The organism is Leptolyngbya sp. Heron Island J (assembly GCF_000482245.1).
Classification (GTDB): Bacteria; Cyanobacteriota; Cyanobacteriia; order Phormidesmidales; family Phormidesmidaceae; genus Leptothoe.
This window is the reverse complement of the sequence record NZ_AWNH01000031.1, coordinates 12716-29565: the sequence shown is the minus strand read 5'-3', so window position 1 is coordinate 29565 and position 16850 is coordinate 12716. Positions and strand designations below refer to the sequence as shown.

At 49.0% G+C, this 16850-nt stretch carries 14 protein-coding genes and 1 tRNA gene; 5 read left to right on the top strand and 10 right to left on the bottom strand.

The genetic code is table 11. The features are described 5' to 3' along the window. Positions 1–41: 41 nt before the first annotated feature. The 3 genes from N836_RS48730 to N836_RS48720 form a co-directional block, all read right to left on the bottom strand. Positions 42–1181: a SpoIID/LytB domain-containing protein gene (locus N836_RS48730; protein ID WP_023072020.1), complete on the bottom strand. Its 1140-nt coding sequence runs from the start codon at positions 1179–1181 to the stop codon at positions 42–44. A 331-nt stretch (positions 1182–1512) separates the two neighbouring features. Continuing rightward, positions 1513–2877: a hormogonium tapered terminus morphoprotein TftA gene (tftA, locus tag N836_RS48725; protein ID WP_023072019.1), complete on the bottom strand. Its 1365-nt coding sequence runs from the start codon at positions 2875–2877 to the stop codon at positions 1513–1515. Between the two features lie 1124 nt (positions 2878–4001). Then, positions 4002–4074: transfer RNA gene (locus N836_RS48720), tRNA-His, on the bottom strand. A gap of 562 nt (positions 4075–4636) precedes the next feature. Between N836_RS48720 and N836_RS48715 the strand changes: the two genes are divergently transcribed. From N836_RS48715 to N836_RS48705, 3 genes are all read left to right on the top strand, one after another. After that, a complete protein-coding gene (locus N836_RS48715; protein ID WP_023072017.1) occupies positions 4637–5539 on the top strand; it encodes a sirohydrochlorin chelatase in 903 nt (300 codons plus the stop codon). 196 nt (positions 5540–5735) lie between these two features. After that, on the top strand, positions 5736–6539 hold the full coding sequence (cobA, locus tag N836_RS48710; protein WP_023072016.1) for a uroporphyrinogen-III C-methyltransferase: 804 nt from the start codon (positions 5736–5738) through the stop codon (positions 6537–6539). Then, positions 6536–7492: an RluA family pseudouridine synthase gene (locus N836_RS48705; protein ID WP_023072015.1), complete on the top strand. Its 957-nt coding sequence runs from the start codon at positions 6536–6538 to the stop codon at positions 7490–7492. The genes cobA and N836_RS48705 overlap by 4 nt, the downstream gene beginning before the upstream one ends. A 141-nt stretch (positions 7493–7633) precedes the next feature. On the opposite strand, the gene N836_RS48700 is transcribed toward N836_RS48705, so the two are convergent. From N836_RS48700 to N836_RS48690, 3 genes are all read right to left on the bottom strand, one after another. After that, positions 7634–8452: a phycobilisome rod-core linker polypeptide gene (locus tag N836_RS48700; protein ID WP_023072014.1), complete on the bottom strand. Its 819-nt coding sequence runs from the start codon at positions 8450–8452 to the stop codon at positions 7634–7636. A gap of 152 nt (positions 8453–8604) precedes the next feature. After that, the gene (locus N836_RS48695; protein WP_031292322.1) at positions 8605–9249 is read right to left on the bottom strand and encodes a molybdenum cofactor guanylyltransferase; all 645 of its coding nucleotides are present in this window, start codon (positions 9247–9249) and stop codon (positions 8605–8607) included. Positions 9250–9274: 25 nt separating this feature from the next. Continuing rightward, a complete protein-coding gene (locus N836_RS48690) occupies positions 9275–9973 on the bottom strand; it encodes a hypothetical protein (RefSeq protein WP_023072012.1) in 699 nt (232 codons plus the stop codon). Positions 9974–10166: 193 nt separating this feature from the next. On the opposite strand from N836_RS48690, the gene N836_RS48685 reads away from it, so the two are divergent. Continuing rightward, positions 10167–10667: a hypothetical protein gene (locus tag N836_RS48685; RefSeq protein WP_161634951.1), complete on the top strand. Its 501-nt coding sequence runs from the start codon at positions 10167–10169 to the stop codon at positions 10665–10667. A gap of 99 nt (positions 10668–10766) precedes the next feature. Here the strand turns inward: N836_RS48685 and dxs are convergent, their stop codons facing one another. Next, positions 10767–12680, bottom strand: coding sequence for a 1-deoxy-D-xylulose-5-phosphate synthase (dxs, locus tag N836_RS48680; RefSeq protein ID WP_023072010.1), 1914 nt, complete (start codon positions 12678–12680; stop codon positions 10767–10769). A gap of 304 nt (positions 12681–12984) precedes the next feature. Here dxs and N836_RS0137635 point away from each other — a divergent pair, with 304 nt between their 5' ends. Beyond that, on the top strand, positions 12985–13506 hold the full coding sequence (locus tag N836_RS0137635; RefSeq protein ID WP_023072009.1) for a hypothetical protein: 522 nt from the start codon (positions 12985–12987) through the stop codon (positions 13504–13506). A 34-nt stretch (positions 13507–13540) separates the two neighbouring features. On the opposite strand, the gene N836_RS48675 is transcribed toward N836_RS0137635, so the two are convergent. The 3 genes from N836_RS48675 to N836_RS48665 all read right to left on the bottom strand — a co-directional run bounded on the left by N836_RS48675 (position 13541) and on the right by N836_RS48665 (position 16781). Then, complete coding sequence (locus N836_RS48675) at positions 13541–15268, bottom strand: NAD+ synthase (RefSeq protein ID WP_023072008.1); 1728 nt, start codon at positions 15266–15268, stop codon at positions 13541–13543. A 137-nt stretch (positions 15269–15405) separates the two neighbouring features. Beyond that, positions 15406–16128, bottom strand: a complete 723-nt coding sequence (locus N836_RS48670; protein WP_023072007.1) for an NUDIX hydrolase — start codon at positions 16126–16128, stop codon at positions 15406–15408. After that, positions 16098–16781 (bottom strand): nicotinate-nucleotide adenylyltransferase, encoded by a 684-nt coding sequence (locus tag N836_RS48665; RefSeq protein ID WP_023072006.1) that lies wholly within the window; start codon positions 16779–16781, stop codon positions 16098–16100. The genes N836_RS48670 and N836_RS48665 overlap by 31 nt, the downstream gene beginning before the upstream one ends. Positions 16782–16850 lie beyond the last annotated feature (69 nt).

Below are 16850 nucleotides of genomic sequence, written 5' to 3'. Positions count from 1 at the left end.
TGCCCAGATAGTCTAGCAAGACCTAGGGCCAGAGATGCCGGTTACATCGATCCTAGCTGAGTACCGTTGTAGAAGTGTGTAAGGATGTCTCTATATTGCTGACCACGTTCAGCCATGCCCCGAGCTCCCCACTGGCTCATGCCAATGCCGTGGCCAAAGCCATTCCCCGCTACTGAAATGCTGGTGGGGCTGACGGCTAGGTCAAACTTGGTGCTGCGTAGGCCTAGTTTTTGGCGAAAGGTGCTGCCTGTAATGGTTAGGGTGCCAGCATTGCCGATGATGGTCATCCGATTCGCCCGCCCTTGAGGGGTGCGGCTGAGCACTTCTACGGCCTGGATAGTGCCTGGATAGCCAATGCGAGCACCGACTTCTTCCAAGGAAAACTGGGCTCGCCAGCTGTAGACTGGGGCGTTTTGGTCAAAGTCTGGCACACCCTTGAGATAGGGCACTGCTTTAGACCAAACATGTTCTGAATTCTCGGTATGGCCACCGGATGAGGAATGGAAAACGGCTTCGATTACTTTGCCACCATGGGTGAGAACCTTGCCCCGTGTAGCATCAACGGCGGATTGAGTGGATGTGGCCTCACCTTCTAAGCCTTTATAAACCTGGGAGACCTGAGTACTGTTGAGGTCGTAGAAGAGATCGCGACTTGCCCGATTCTTTTGGTAGAGGGCGTAGGAACGGGCGGCGACGGCTTGCGATCGCAGCGCTTCCTGGGGCCAGCTAGCAGGCATTTCGCTACCGACAACACTGTAGAGATAGGCGTCGATATTGACATAATTAACCGCCGTGACGCCTCCATCCACGGGGACTAGCTTCACCTTCCCCCGATACCAGCGATCACCAATCCAAACAACTCCGTCCCCTGAAGGTTCTAACCAAAAAGTGTTGGATTGACCAAAGTCATCATAACCATCGGTTAGTTCCAATCTGCTACCGTCGGTATCGACACTGATGGGCTGTAGCTCGGGCAGCTGCATCACCGCCTGACCCTGGCTATTGCGAATAACCCCCGTTGTAGAAGAGCCAATCTGAACCTGTTGGACACTTTTGCGAATCGCAACCCTCAGTTCAACAGCGCTGGCGGGTAAAACCCACAGCAACCAAAGCAGAGCAGCGAACCCACTATGACGGCCAAGGGCTAAAAGTTTAAGGGGCCAAGAAGAGGTATGAGTCATGGCAGATAGTCAGGATTTGAGCAGACATAATTAACCAGTCCTAGGGTTGCCCGATAGTGAACAGCATTAGAACCTAAGCAGATGCAATGGTGGGTGAGTAGAACAAAATGCTACGCACCAGCCCCACTAGCTAAGAAAAGCGTGTTAACCCGTTCCTGATGTGCCTTGAGTGGCTCCACTCAAAACGAATGGTAATGCAGTTTTCTCAGAATAGTATCTACAGGGGAGTATGCCAGTTGGTATGTGACAGTTTGCCAATGGGCGTTAGCCATGCATCATACCAGCTTGAGGGGCCATATATCTGTTAAGGCTGATCGGAATATCACAGTTGCTATAGCAGCTTTGCCGATTCATAAAGCCGACGAACCATGGCCATAATTTTCTCTCCATAGTTAGGGTCAGCTGCCCAACGACCACTGAGCTGATCAACCAATACAGCACTGCCTCGGCTGACAAATCGAAACCGTGGATCGACCTGTTCTTGCACCAGGGGTTCTTTACTGGCATAGGCCTTAAGATGCTGGATTTGTGCTCTTACTCCAATCCGGGCACTGGGGAAAGATGCCCCGGCAGCATTGCCGCCAATGGCCCCGATGCTGGCAAAATTGTTTTGTGACGCTTTAACATCACCGCCAAATCGCAAAAACGATGTTTCCAAACACATCTGGCAGAAAGCGATATCGTAATTGACCCCTTCAATCACCCCTTCTTGACGATAAATTTTGTGAATGTCAGGAAAATCCCGTAGTGCCTTTTCATTGTTGTTTTTTAAGAACATCATCAGGCTGACTTCGGAGGCATTGCCGTGTCCCATAATCTGATCAATCAGGCCTGGGCAAATGGTCAAGGTAGACTGGGTTTTGAGTTGAACAGTACGGCTGGCTGCGTCCCACCCGATGGCGATGTTAAACTCGCGCAGGTCAATGGTTTTGATATAGACTACATTGCCATAGCGCACTCTGCGGATATCCGGCTTGCCTGCTAGATCGATGCCAAGACGGTCAGCTAGATCGATAGGAACGTAGGAATTATTGTTAACGATGATGCCTTGTTCTTCATAGGCACCCCCGTTGACGGTGATGTTAACCGTGGGAAGTTGGGGCTGGGTCGGGGTGGTTGGGGGGGGCGTGCCAGTAATGGTTCGACTCCAAGAGGCCAGACCGTCAGCCAGCCCTAGGGCAAAGTCGCGGCGACGGCTGAGCAGCAGGCTGCGATCTCGATCATTAGTCAGGTAGCCCAGTTCCATCAAAATTGAAGGAGGAGCCACCTGACGACAAAAGGCTAATCGCCCCATCCCTGCAGCTGTATCGGGTTTACCTCCCAGACTTGGCAACTGAGGTACTCGACGTAGCAATGCCAGCAGCATCAGGTCAGCATGAGCCTTACGGGCTTCATTGCTGGCAATATAGTAAGCGGTAGCACCTCGCACATTAGTATTTTGAAAAGCCCCCAAATGAATTTCTAAGGCAATGTCACCATTGCGGTTACGGGCATTTATCCAGCTAATACTGTCCTGCAGGCTCAGGTCATCAGGAACGGAGAGCACCTTTAAGCCTCGTGATCTCAGCTCCGGTACAATTAAATCCCGAATGCTAATCATTTCCTGAGCTTCGGTGATGCCATCTACCTTAGCCCCAGTGTCGGTGATTCCATTTTCAAATCCACCGTGGCCTGCCGAGATAAAAATTTGTGCCATTTGACCCCGTAAAGCGTGCTAATCCAGGCGTGTTGCCAATTGTCCCAGCAAGGATACATCAATTTCTCAATATTGGGGACTGTGGGAACTCTAAACATGAAGATTACCGTTGCGTCAAGATAGTCCTCACCTTAAAGACTGACTGACTAACGCCAATCACCGACTAGTAAGTAGGGAACCAACTGGGACGGATGACGATTCTGTCTTAAAAGCTTAATTTGAGCTTGCTGTAGTGCTTTTGCTGTTGACACTCCATCAGTAACTGGCGTTTAGTAGCAAGTCTCAACCAAACGGGCTGTGGACGCATTGTTAAAAGTAGCCTTGTTAATAGTGTTATTCGTGTCGAGACTGTTGTTGTCAGATTTGGTAGGAAATAACTGCTGGGCCATGGTAGACCTGCAGCTAAAACGCTGAATAACTTTTCTGGATTGGCTTGGGGAATCTTTAAAGCGCCAAAGGTGATTGCGATCGCATATTTCTCAATCAAAAATTGTTGTGTCTGCTGGTCGTATCAAGCGGCCATGAATACACTCCGAAAGGCCCTGTCCAGGGAAAAGACCAAGGTGTTCATGCCATCTGGCCAACCTTCTCCCTCGGTAGGACGAATCAGCCAATCATAAATTTCTGCCGTCAGCTGTTAATCTTGCTCAGCGAGAATATAATCGTAATTGTTTGATCTCCGGCTCTGAACTCTTCATTAGCAGCTGAGAATGTTGTCATTGGGTGCTATCAAACCACAAGCTAAAAAGCTCTCCAGTTCAGTTACCCGTATTCATCCATCTCATATATTGAACGGTTTAACTTGGGTATGCACAGTCAATGTCAATTCAAGTTGTTGTTATTAATCCGAAAGGCTTTACTTATCAGTCATTAGCGCTATAAGAAGTTATCTTTAGATAACAAAAATTAGCTTCGATTTTTCCTATGATTTCAATAGCAAGCTTTAATGCCTAATAGCCATGCTTGATAAATCAGGCTGCTATGCCCTTCTGTTTGAAGGCTTGCTGCTAAGCTGTGACTGTAGTTTTACCTATTTGAGGGGTGAAACCCCTTTATCAGCAATCATTGCTAGCCGATAAATTAAGGCTAGTAGTTAAGCGCTTTTCAGCAATTGCTGGAAGAAGGGCGAACGAGGGGACTCGAACCCCCGAATGGTGGAACCACAATCCACTGCCTTAACCACTTGGCTACGCTCGCCGTGTTTTCGGATTTATATAATAACACTCCTGTTAATCGATTACCTGGTTTTCCTGAATATTTTGCTATCCAGGGTTAACCGTTTCTGGGATTGGGTTTACTAGATGCAGCGTCGTTGGTTATTGACTTGGTTGCTTACTAAGGTTGTAAATAGCATCAAGCACAACAGAAACCTGACACGGTTCTGTGGATACTAGTAAGGTGAGTAGTGTTTATGACAGTTGGTTCCCAGCCAATTGTGTAGCGTTCTAGAACCAAAGCTAGCAGCATTAGTATTGACCAGCAGCGTTATTCCGGCAGCCTTACTAAAGATAATTGGGACTAGATAATGTGTGCGGAGTTGTTCAAAAGTCTGTTTTAGAGGATGACTGAATAGTCTCCCTGGTTTGTGTAGGGTGCTAAGCTCCTGAGCTTAAAGCTAAAACTTCAGTTTGCTGATACATTGGTACGCTTACTGGTTTTAAGTTTTCACACCTTTTTATTCCTGACAACAGACGTTGGGTAGTCGACCCGAAAATAGATTTATTTCATCTGACCCTGATAGTCTCATTTTTAAAAGCCCGTGACATCTACAGCTTATCTTTTAATTTCCCACGGTAGTCGTGACCCACGCCATCAAGTTGCGATTAATCGGCTGGCCCAGCTGATTCGTGAGCAGCTTAATCCTGCTTTGGTGAGTCCATGGAGTAGTCAACCTTTTGGGCCGTTGATGCCTGAAGGGCGTGCGTTAGGAGCACCGGCAACGGTTTTAGACTTCCAGGATCGCCCCCGTAAGAGCGGTATGAGTTCGGTGATGACAGCGGTGTCGACGATAACGAGTACGACCGTGGCTTCTGCAGCACGGCTGCCTCAGGATCGCTTGATTGTTGGTACAGCGGTATTAGAGTTTGGCTTGCTACCATTGCACCAGCAAATTTGTGAGTTTGGTCGTCGGCTAAGTTCAGCAGGAATTGAGCGATTACACCTGGTACCTCTGTTTTTGCTGCGGGGTAAGCATGTGATGCAGGATATCCCGGACGAGGTAGAGCAAGCTCGCCAAGAACTGGGCGGCACGATTGAATTGGAGTTGGGAGCGCATATTGGGGGCTCCCAGAGCATGCTTGACTTGATTGCCAATCGGTTTTTGCATTCCCCTAGGGCAGGGCGTTTGCTAGTTGCCCATGGTAGCCGTCGGGCTAGGGGTAATCGAGTGGTGGACAATCTGGCAAAGTCGTTGGGAACTGCCGTTGCCTATTGGACGAATGAATCTGAGATTGAAAATCAGACGATTCAATTGATGCAGCAAGGCTGTTCAACGTTGACGATTTTTCCGTATTTCTTATTTGCAGGTGGGATTACTGATGCGGTTGCGCATCTGACTGAGGAGCTAGCTGAGCGTTTCCCTAGAACGAGCTTCCGATTGCTGCCACCGTTGGGAGCTACCTATGATATAGCTAATTTGGTAGTAGAGACATTGCGGCCATAAAGCAGAGTCGTACATGGCTGTTCGAGCTGAAAAGTACGTGTTTTAGCTCTGCAAATGATGCCTTGATGAATTAAGGTTAAGAATATCTTAAGCAGCATGCAGTAGGTTTGTCTTCATGCTGTATCAGTTTTGGCAATAAAAACGGGTGGAGTTTTGCCAAAATTGAACCATTCTATCCACCTCGGTTTCAACTAACATGTCTCATTCGCTTACCCAACCTGCATTTGGCAAAGTTTATTTAGTCGGCGCAGGTCCGGGAGATCCAGGGCTGCTGACCCTCAAGGCTAAGGGGTTGCTAGAGCACGCCGATGTTGTGATCCATGATGCTCTGGTCAGTCCACCGATTTTAGGGATGATTTGTGAGCACACTCGGATTATTGATGCTGGTAAGCGACGCGGTCGTCATTCTATGGCCCAGGAAGATATTACTCAATTGTTGATTGAGCAGGCTAAGGCTAATGCGGTTGTGGTCAGGCTTAAGGGCGGTGACCCGTTTGTGTTTGGCCGAGGTGGTGAGGAAATGATGGGGCTGCTGGAGGCTGGTATTGATGTGGAGGTGGTTCCAGGGATTACAGCAGGAATAGCAGCCTCAGCTTATGCGGGCATACCGGTCACTCACCGTGATTACAGCTCGTCGGTTACATTTGTAACGGGGCATGAGGCAGCTGGTAAGTATCGTCCTCAAGTAAACTGGTCAGCGCTGGCCCAGGGATCGGAAACCATTGTGATTTATATGGGTGTCCATAATTTAGTGAATATTGTGTCGGAATTGATGGCGGCGGGTATGGGGCCAGATACCCCGGTTGCTTTGGTGCGCTGGGGGACACGACCTGAACAGGAAGAGCTGATTGGGACATTGACAAATATTGTTCGGCAGGTTGAGGAAACTCAGTTTCAGGCTCCTGCGATCGCAATTATTGGTCGGGTTGTCAACCTGTACGAAGTATTAGCCCCGGTTTCACCTATGCATTCTCCCCATTGGTCAGCAGTTCAGGCATGATCACGGATGAAGACAACAGCAGTGTGATCAAGCTATCGGTGACCGATGCGTCGGATGAACGCATTGATCGATGGCTTTCTCAGCACTGTGAATTATCCCGCAATCGGATTCAAAAGCTGATTGAGCAAGGGGCGCTCAGCATTAATCATCAGCAATGTACCAATAAAAAAATCACAGTTAGTACTGGAGACTGGCTGCAGCTCAAAATCCCTGAAGTAGAACCCTTTGAGCTAATTCCAGAGGCGATTCCTCTGGATATTTTGTATGAAGATGCGTACCTATTGGTGGTGAATAAGTCTGCTGGAATGGTGGTGCATCCCGCCCCAGGTCACTCCAAGGGAACGTTAGTGAATGCGATTTTAGCCCACTGTGGTGATCAGCTGACCGGGGTGGGTGGTGTGCAACGCCCTGGCATTGTTCATCGTTTAGATAAGGATACGACCGGGGCAATGGTAGTGGCTAAAACGGAGGTTGTGCTGCATCACCTGCAGAAGCAAATCCAAGCAAAAACTGCCCAGCGTGAATATTTGGGTGTGGTTTTTGGGGTGCCCAAGCTGACTGCAAATCAGGAATGGGGGACGATTGATGCGCCAATTGGTCGTCATCCTAAGGATCGTAAAAAAATGGCGGTGGTTCCTGTGGAAAAAGGAGGTCGCTCAGCGATTACCCACTGGCGAATTCAGGAGCGTTTGGGTAACTATACGCTGGTGCACTATCGGTTAGATACGGGACGGACCCATCAAATTCGTGTCCACAGTGCGCTGATTGGAACGCCCATTGTGGGTGATGTGATCTATGGTGCCGGGCGTTCTGTGGGGGTAAAGTTGCCGGGGCAGGCGCTGCATGCTAGGACGTTAAGGCTGACCCATCCAGTGACTGGAAAAGAGATAGTTGCGATCGCGCCGTTGCCACCCGTCTTTGAAACGTTGCTTCAGCGTCTGCGTCAACGCTAGTGTGCTGATTGTCTGGTGTTAACCAGCGCTGCCATAAAAAAAGAGCAGTATCCGTTGGATACCGCTCATCTATATGCTCTCGTTTGTCAGTCAGTGCTAAACATAAGTCAGCAAAATCCGACGTCAAAAAAAGTTTTACTTTTAAGCGCCCATCTTAGCTTTTTCAACTGCTGCTGCTGCTACAGGGTCATTGACTGGGAAGTTCACTTGTCGGTAAGGAACAGCTGACTTGAAATTAACAGTTGCAGCTGATACACGCTGTGTAGCCAACGGCTGACTGTTGCTCAAACCACGAGCCATGTTCATAAACAATGCTGGACTTCCAGCCTTAGGCTGCTGCTCCTGAGGAGTAAACCGACGGATAGAACTCTGGAAGACAGGCTTGGGGAAGCCGAGAATAGAACGATAGTACTCATCATAGCGCGGTGACTTGATATTGAATGGCAGTTCACCTGCAGCTCGACTGGGGAGCACACGCCGCCGCTGATAGGGCAGAATATCGTCGCCAAAGTTCTCTAGATACTCTTCGCTATCGAGAAGGTTATCCACAAAGCCTTCGATGCCTTTAGTGGCTACAATAATTGACCAAGCGAGGGTCTCGTCTTTGCCATACACATCACGGCCTAGCACACGCTGGACGGTCTGCTCTACAAAACGATAATTGTTGTTCATTTTGTAGAAGCTGTTGCGATAAGTATTAGACAACAGCAAACCACGAACAAAATCACGAACGGTGATTTGATTACTGCGCAACTGAGATTCTAGGAATTTTTCTCGGTCAGCCTTAAATGCATGGAAGAAGATCTGACGATAGGCTGCTTCAATCAGATCATTGATATCAGTCGAAGACAGAATATTCTGAGTCGAATAAATCTTAGGCTGATCATCCCCAGGAATTTCATAGCCCTCAACCCGAGAATTTTGGGTAACCGGTGAATAGTTCAGCAGAGGAATCGCCACTTGAGAATCTCCAGAATATGAGGAAATTTAACAAACGTTAATCATAACTATAAAGCGTCGTGGAATCGGGGCCTGAAGTCAAGGATAAAATATCACAGAGCTTAACATTTGAAGAAGGTGGCGTTTGTCAAGCGGTCTATGGGTTTCTGGCCCTATCGTATGGCTGCGGAGTCTAAAAAGTTTTGCCATTGAGTAGGAGTGTTGCAATTTCTTAATATATTAGAATCTGCAACCGGTAGCGACATGACTGGTTCGGTAGCCAGCCACTGTTGAAAAGAACGAATATTGTTCTCAACGGCCTGGTTCAGGCTGGATATACAGCGGCGGTGGTAAAACCCACACAGGGGTTCCCAGCGCTGGTGACGGTGAGGTAAAGCTGCGATTGCAACCTCACTTACGTCTACCAAAGACTGCTGCCATGTCTGGACAGTGCCCCGATTGAGACCAGGCAGATCACAGGCTAACACCAACAGCCAATCGGGGGCATAATCGTTCTGTTGCTCAGCATCTTGCACGACCATAGACCAGCCTTGGGCCAAAGCCACCAGGGGGCCAGCGCCAGCTGTCGTCTCCTGTAGCGATACTACTGTTGGCGGCAATAGATGAAGATAGCGTTCCGGCCAGGGGCTTAATACATATGTGTGTAACCCACAACTTTGGGCAATTGTACAAGTATGCTGCAAGAGCGTTTGGCTTTGCCCGTTGGAGGATGTAGGTAATTTTAATAGAGCCTTATCCTGCCCCATGCGGCGGCTTTGACCACCCGCTAATATGAGTGCTGCCGTGTTGAACTTCACGTATATCAATTAACCCAGACTGGCATCATTGGCGGCGTTGGCGATTGGCCCACAGCTCTCCTCTATAAAAATACGACAGGCCCATAAACCCAGATAGCAGTGCATAGATAGCTCGAATACCCCAGCCTGCCAGAGTAAAAAGCCAGTTGTAAAGCTTAAAAACTAAGCCCAATAATCCAGTTTGACGTTGCCCCAGATCAGTTAATTGATTTTGGAGCAAATTATTGTCGTCAATCGTTGCCAAATTATTGAGTCGAGTGGGTGGATTAGCCCGAGTAGCTGTATACAAATAAAACCCTAAGCTTCCAGAGTTTGAAGTTTCCTGTTGCAAAAACTCATTCGTCACCTGTTGTGCTTGAGACAGCGATAGATTGTCTTGATTTGCTACCTGCTGTATCCAACGATTGTGACGGACTCTATGGCCCAGCAGTAGCACCAGCGGTAGTGTCAGCCCCAAAAGCAGCAGGCGAACGGCCAGGTTACTACCCGCTGGTAGGTAGTAGGTGAGTGCCCCCAGCGTCAGGCCTAAAATTGCTAGCAAGATAGGGCTAGCAAGTTCAGCTACTTCTAGCGTCGCCAAAACTCCGCCAACGATGGGCAAGGAATATACATAGGAATCCACACTCCACACAACAATGAGTTTCAAGGCGACAGCCACTGCACAGGCAAGGATGCCCAGTAGCAAATAGATCCCAAGATGCCTTTGCGGTGACTTCACTTGCATGGACGACCGAAACTGATAGTTAGTAACACCTGAAATCAGGCCCAAAATTCCTAGAGAACATATATACGCCTTTCTCGGTGTCAAACACGCCAATAACAATAACACCCGGTTGACTTTTCTCCCATGACGGAGTCATGAGCAAATTAAGATAGTACAATTGAACTATGTTTGCTCAAGCACAGGGAGTCTGGTTGTGATGTCTTCGGTCCAAACCGGTCAGCTCATTTCACTATTAACCAATAATGTCTTGATGGTCATTATCGTCACGATTGTGGCTGCCGTGGCCTGGTTGCGTTGGCGCTGGTTGCGGTCAGTTAGTCAGGCCACTCGTGCCGTACGGCGTCGGTGTGATTGGGCCTATATCAGTTTTGTATTGACAGTGGTCACATTACTGGGAATGTTGACAAGTCTGGGAATGTTGACTCTGCGGGCCATGGTGGCGATTAATGCGCTGGTGCTAGGGGCTATGGTGATCTTTCTGCTCAGTGTGATCACGCTGCTGTTGGCATTAGGTCTATGGTTGGTTGATTTATGGCGGGGGCTGCCTGCGATGTTGATGATCGGGCAGCCACAATCTACGGTTAAACCGTCTCGTGAAAGCAGCTTGCTGCCGGTTGCCTCTGTTGCCTTACTGCCCGCTGCCATGGTGACTAGCCCCCGTCGCCGTCGAGCGCACCGTCGACAGCGACGATAGCCAAAAATAACCCCTCGCAGCAACCTGTCTGCAAGGGGAGGGACGCACAATTCAAAATTAAGAACTGAGTACGTATACAATTTTGCTGACCTAGCTGGATTAACCCATGCTGGCTAATTCAAGGTTGGCGAGGGCAAACCGCTTGAGGATTTTATCGGCCATCTGGGCAGGGGTTAACCCCAAGGCTGTCTTGGCCTCAGCTGGTGTAGCATGATCTACCAGAATATCTGGTATGCCCAGACGGAAAATTGGTACGTTAATGTCGCGATCTAGCAGCGCTTCGGCGATGGCTGAGCCAAAGCCGCCCATCAAGCAGCCTTCTTCAAACGTGACTACCCGCTTGATTTTTTGTGCCAACGGGGCGATCAATTCTTCATCCAAGGGTTTCACAAAGCGAGCATTAATGACGGTGGCCTCAATGCCATGTTCGCTTAAAATCTCAGCTGTCTGCATGGTTGGATAGACCATAGAGCCATAGCCGACCAGTAACACATCGTCGCCCTGGCGTAGAACTTCTCCTTTACCAATGGGTAGAGCTTCCCAACCTTCTTCCATTAGCGGTGCGCCATGACCACTGCCCCGTGGATATCGGACGGCTATGGGACCATCAGTATATTCAATTCCAGTGACAGTCATCTGTTGTAACTCCGCTTCATCTTTGGGAGCCATCACCACCATGTTAGGAATAGAGCGCAGATAGGCAATATCGTACATCCCCTGATGGGTAGGACCGTCGGCACCGACGATGCCCGCTCGATCTAGACAGAAAAAGACCGGCAGATTTTGAATACAAACGTCGTGGATAATCTGGTCGTAAGCCCGTTGTAGGAAGGTTGAGTAGATAGCCGCTACCGGACGCATATTTTCACAGGCTAAACCCGCTGCCAGGGTAATGGCATGTTGTTCAGCGATGCCGACATCGATGTACTGCTGAGGCAGCTTTGCCTGTAATTTGTCCAGGCCAGTGCCGATGGCCATTGCCGCTGTAATCCCAACAATCTTGGGATTATCCTCCGCCAGTTTTACCAAGGTTTCTGCAAAAACTTTGGAGTATTTGGGTGGTGTTGGCTTTTTAGAGGGTTGACCTTTGCCAGTGGTGAGATTGAATGGGGATTGAGCGTGATAGCCAACCTGGTCTTTTTCCGCAATTTCATAGCCTTTGCCTTTGACCGTGGCGACGTGGACAAGGACGGGACCACCTTTGGCATGGGCTTCTTTAAATGTATTGATCAACTCGCCCAAATTGTGCCCATCCACTGGTCCCATATAGGTGAATCCCAGTTCTTCAAACACAGCGCCCACCTTAGACATAGCCAGACGCTTCATGCCTTCTTTCACGCGGTCTAGCTCAGGTGATAAAGACTCCCCTAAAAATGGCAAATGTTTAAATTGCTCTTCCAGGTTGTCGCTGAGAAACTGCATCGGTGGACTCAAACGCAGTTTGTTTAGATAACGAGGAATGGCTCCAACATTAGGAGAAATGGACATCTCATTGTCATTGAGGACCACGATTAAGTTCGTGTTCGGTAAATGCCCAGCATGGTTAATTGCTTCTAGCGCCATGCCTCCAGTCAGGGCTCCATCACCAATAATGGCTGCGACTTTATAATCTTCGCCCTGGGCATCGCGAGCAAGGGCCATGCCTAATGCGGCAGAAATACTGGTAGATGCATGTCCAGCACCGAAATGATCGAACTTGCTCTCACATCGCTTTAAATAGCCGGCTACACCATCCTTCTGACGTAGAGATGAAAAATTGTTGTAACGACCAGTAATTAACTTATGGGGATAGGCCTGGTGTCCTACATCCCAAACAACTTTGTCGCGATCTAAATCCAGGGTTTGATATAGACCCAGGGTCAGCTCTACCACGCCCAGCCCCGGTCCCAGATGCCCTCCGCTAGTGGATACCGTTTTCAGATGCTTTTCTCGAATTTGCTGGGCAATGGCTTCTAACTGTTTCACAGATAAGCCATGCAACTGGTTAGGATGAGTTATGTCACTCAGATGCATGTTAAAACCCTCTAGATCGTTTGCTGTAATTCATGGATGTCGCTGCTGATTTGAAGTGTGGATGGAATAGACGGGATCATCTACTAGCTCAAGCAACGGTTTAAATTTTGTCACTCATTCACTGTAGATTAGATCAGGGTTTCAGAGGACAATCATTACAAACAAAATTACTGTTGACTGATTTGTTTGGATTACTATTTATGCCAGGTTAGGCTGGTTGCTAACTACAGCACTGTGGTTTGGACAGCAGCTATTGTGCGTCAAATGTTGTAAGAAAAGACTTGTTCTATTGGACCTATTGAAAATGATTAATGTGACTACTATTCTTTCTTGGAGCCATTTGCTACGTCGATTCTCATTAGCGCCGCTGACGCTTGGTTTTACCACTGCTGCACTGGTTGCTTTGCCTGGCTATGGGGCTGATGACGATAACTACCGTGAATGTGTAGCGGATTTAACAGCTACTGGAGTGACTACGGAACAAGCAACCGCGAGCTGTGCGGGCGCTCGCTTTCCAGGCACGTTAGGAGAATGTGTAGTGGATGTTAGTCAGGATACAGGTATTGCTGCAATGGATGCCTTAGAAGGCTGTGAGCGGTCCCGTCGCCCTGATGAGGTGGCCGATTGCACGGTTGATATTCATCGTGCTCTGCTTGATCAGCCGATGGTCAGTGCCTTAGAGCACTGTAGTCGCAGCTTTCTTCCTGAGCGCTACGGTGTTTGTGTCGTCGATCTTAGCAATGAGGCACAGTTAACCGTTGATGCTGCTCTTGATCGCTGCATCCGGGCTGGTTATCGCCCTTGGACGACTGCACCCAGGCAGTAGAAGGATAACCCTCACTAACCTGTACGAGTTTTATTCATTCATCTAAAGGCCAGCGGCTGGCGATGGGCATACGCCAGCCCAGCCCAAAGGCGCGGTCGGTGACTTTGAGTACTGGTGGGGCCTGTCTACGTTTAAATTCAGCACGGGTGAGTAAGCGCACTACTTTTTGAACTACGGTTGGTTCATGACCGGCGGCGACGATATCGTTTGCAGACTGGTGGTGTTGGATCAAGCGTTCGAGAATATCATCCAGGATGTCATAGGGGGGCAGGGAGTCCTGGTCGACTTGGTCGGGGCGTAGCTCAGCGCTGGGGGGTTTGGTGAGAATATGGACGGGGATAATTTCAGTTTTGCCGGTGGGGTCAATCAAACCCAGAGAGTTTTGGGTTTTGGCCTTGTCGTTCAACCAGTGGCATAGGCTGTAAACTCTAGTTTTAGGGACATCGGCAATCACCGCCAGGCCGCCATTCATGTCACCATAAAGGGTGCAGTAGCCGACAGCCATTTCTGATTTGTTACCGGTGGAGAGCAGCAGATGGCCAAATTTGTTGGCGATAGCCATGAGTAAATTGCCGCGAATCCGGGATTGTAGGTTCTCTTCGGTGACGCCAGGGGCTGTGTCTGAGAACAGCTGCAGTAAAGTGTGGTCGTAACCGGTCATCAGTTCCCTAATGGGGAGCGTTTCTGTGGGGATACCTAGATTGTGGGCCAGCTTTTCGGCATCTCTGATGGAGTGGTCTGAGCTGTAGGGGGAAGGCATCAGCACACCTAAGACGTTGTCAGGACCAAGGGCAGCGGTTGCGATCGCAACCACCAAGGCCGAGTCAATGCCACCACTTAACCCCACAACGGCCTGACTAAATCCGCATTTACGGCTGTAATCTTTAACCCCCAGGACTAAGGCTGACCAAATTTCAGCGGTTGAGCTGTCCGGCAAGGGTGCAACTATGCCAGGGACAAGATTGTGGTTTTCTAAGCTATAGTCCACCATCTGTACTGCAGGTTCAAAACTACGGCTACGGCTGACCAAAACTCCGTGTCGATCCATAGCAACACTACAGCCATCAAAGATTAGATCGTCGTTGCCTCCCACCTGATTGACATACACAATCGGACATTGATGCTGACGAGCGGCATGGTCAATCATTTTTTCCCGCAGTACCTGTTTGCCGACTGTAAACGGCGATGCTGACAAATTGACAACCAGGTCTACCCCGGCGGCGACCACCTCAGCTGTGGGGTTAACCTCATAGGCTCGCTGCCCCCAAAAGTCATCTTCGTTCCAAAGATCTTCGCAAATGGTGACGCCAATGTGCAGCGAACCATGGTCGGTTTCAAGGTAAAAATGATTAGGCTCGGTCCCCGACTCAAAGTAGCGATCTTCGTCAAACACGTCATAGGTTGGCAACAGACGTTTATGAAAGACAGTTTTGATAGTGCCGTTTTCTAACAGTGCCATACTGTTGTAAAGTGGCTTTTGTCCTTTTTTGCCTGCGTCAGCATTGGCTTGGGCTAGACCTACCAAAACGGATAAGCCGTTTGGCAAATCTTTTGCTAGTTGCTCGACAGCTGTTTGCATTTGTTGGATAAAGCCAGGTCGCAGGAGTAAGTCTCTAGGTGGATAGCCGCAGAGGGAGAGTTCTGGTGTGAGCAATAATCGAGTGCCCTTTGCAGATGCAGTTTGAGCCGCTGCTAAAATCTGTTGGGCATTGCCAGTTAGGTCGCCAACAGTGGGATCAAGTTGAGCAATAGCAAGTTTCATGGTCACAAGAGGTGAATGGTGTTGAAGAGACGTTCCATAGAACGTCTGTACAGGTGTTTTTTGAAGAGATGTTCTATGGAACGTCTGTACATTTGAAGAGGTGTTATGTGAAATAGCAGGATTTATAAGAGATTGATTTATACAAACACCATAGGTCTATCCTTTAATGGATCAAATGCTTCTGCATCAAAGCGATAGAGGCTAGCAGGACGGCCAGCCCCACGAGAGGTTTTAATGCCGGTATCCTCTAAAAAACCTAGCTTGAGCAGACGGGTGCGAAAGTTTGAATAATCCGAGAACTCCTCCCCTAAAATTGTCGTATAGAGCTGATATAAATCACTAAGGGTAAACATTTCTGGCAATACGTCAAAGGCCACCGGGCTGTACTTGACTTTGTTGCGCAGACGCATGGTGCCATAGGTGAGAATCTCTCGGTGATCAAAGGCTAACTTGGGTAGATGGTCTAATGGATACCAGGCAATGCCGCTGACGCCATCAGCAATGAGTTCGGCTTCGGCATAGCGCACGAGGGCAAAATAGCTGACTGAGAGATAGCGCACATTGTAGGCATTTTTGGCTTCGCGCGGGTCTCGTTTGGGACCACCAAACGAGTAAAGCTGTTCGACATAAAGGTTTTTGACGCGAATTTTTTCAGACAAGACCCGGTAAGATGCCTTTTCGAGAGATTCTCCTTGACGGACCAGGGTGCCTGGGAGCGACCACTGTCCTAAAAAGGGTTCTTCATGACGCATAACCAACAGTACCAACAGCCGATTGAGTGCAGTGTCGACCGAGAAAATAACGTTATCAATACCGACCTTAAAGTCGGCTAAGGGGTGGTTGGTGTGTTTTCCGGGCATGGATACAGATTGTGTTGGTGGATGTAGGCTTGCACGACAGTGGGAATCTCATCGGGGCGTTCGGGGTAGCCCTGGCGCAGGGTGCTAGAAGAAATATGATGTTGGCTCAAGGGGGTTGCGATCGCAACCTCAGCCCCTAGAGATCGCAACTTGGCCAGGGTTGATTCATTGAGTCCATAGCCCGGTCGCGGAAACACCAAAATCTTTGCCCACCGCATCACATCCGCCGAACGATGCCAACTGGGTAGCTGTTGGACCAAATCTGCCCCAATCACAAAGGTAAACTCAGCCTCCGGCCACATCCGCCGCGCCCGTTCTAAAGTGACAGCGGTATAAGGATGGCTTAGCTCCCGGTGTAGCTTGATGTCACCAGGTGTCTGGAGATCTGCGATCGCAAGTTCCAGCATATCCATTCTCATTTCAATTGGCGACTGGTCTTTTTTCCAGGGATTATCAGATGCCCACACTGCCACATAATCAAACTGATGACCCAATGTCGCCACAATACTGCGATGGCCATTGTGGGGAGGATCGGCACTAGTGCCAAAAAGCGCCACACGAAATTGCTTAGCAGGGGGAATAGTCACTGGCAGTTGCACGATAAAGAAGTCTCCCATGGGAGTATTCGGCATATTGTCAGATAGAGTCTGCATTGTGAATAAGACCTTAGTCCGTGCTGAAATCTGAACTCATCGCTCATGTAACAATTCAGCTCTCAAAAC

What these genes read in the sequence shown, in the direction of transcription:
- N836_RS48665 (WP_023072006.1), bottom strand. Translation starts at nt 16,781, where the DNA reads ATGCAGACTCTATCTGACAATATGCCGAATACTCCCATGGGAGACTTC.
- cobA (WP_023072016.1), top strand. Translation starts at nt 5,736, where the DNA reads ATGTCTCATTCGCTTACCCAACCTGCATTTGGCAAAGTTTATTTAGTC.
- N836_RS48705 (WP_023072015.1), top strand. Translation starts at nt 6,536, where the DNA reads ATGATCACGGATGAAGACAACAGCAGTGTGATCAAGCTATCGGTGACC.
- N836_RS0137635 (WP_023072009.1), top strand. Translation starts at nt 12,985, where the DNA reads ATGATTAATGTGACTACTATTCTTTCTTGGAGCCATTTGCTACGTCGA.
- dxs (WP_023072010.1), bottom strand. Translation starts at nt 12,680, where the DNA reads ATGCATCTGAGTGACATAACTCATCCTAACCAGTTGCATGGCTTATCT.
- N836_RS48690 (WP_023072012.1), bottom strand. Translation starts at nt 9,973, where the DNA reads ATGCAAGTGAAGTCACCGCAAAGGCATCTTGGGATCTATTTGCTACTG.
- N836_RS48730 (WP_023072020.1), bottom strand. Translation starts at nt 1,181, where the DNA reads ATGACTCATACCTCTTCTTGGCCCCTTAAACTTTTAGCCCTTGGCCGT.
- N836_RS48675 (WP_023072008.1), bottom strand. Translation starts at nt 15,268, where the DNA reads ATGAAACTTGCTATTGCTCAACTTGATCCCACTGTTGGCGACCTAACT.
- tftA (WP_023072019.1), bottom strand. Translation starts at nt 2,877, where the DNA reads ATGGCACAAATTTTTATCTCGGCAGGCCACGGTGGATTTGAAAATGGA.
- N836_RS48670 (WP_023072007.1), bottom strand. Translation starts at nt 16,128, where the DNA reads ATGCCCGGAAAACACACCAACCACCCCTTAGCCGACTTTAAGGTCGGT.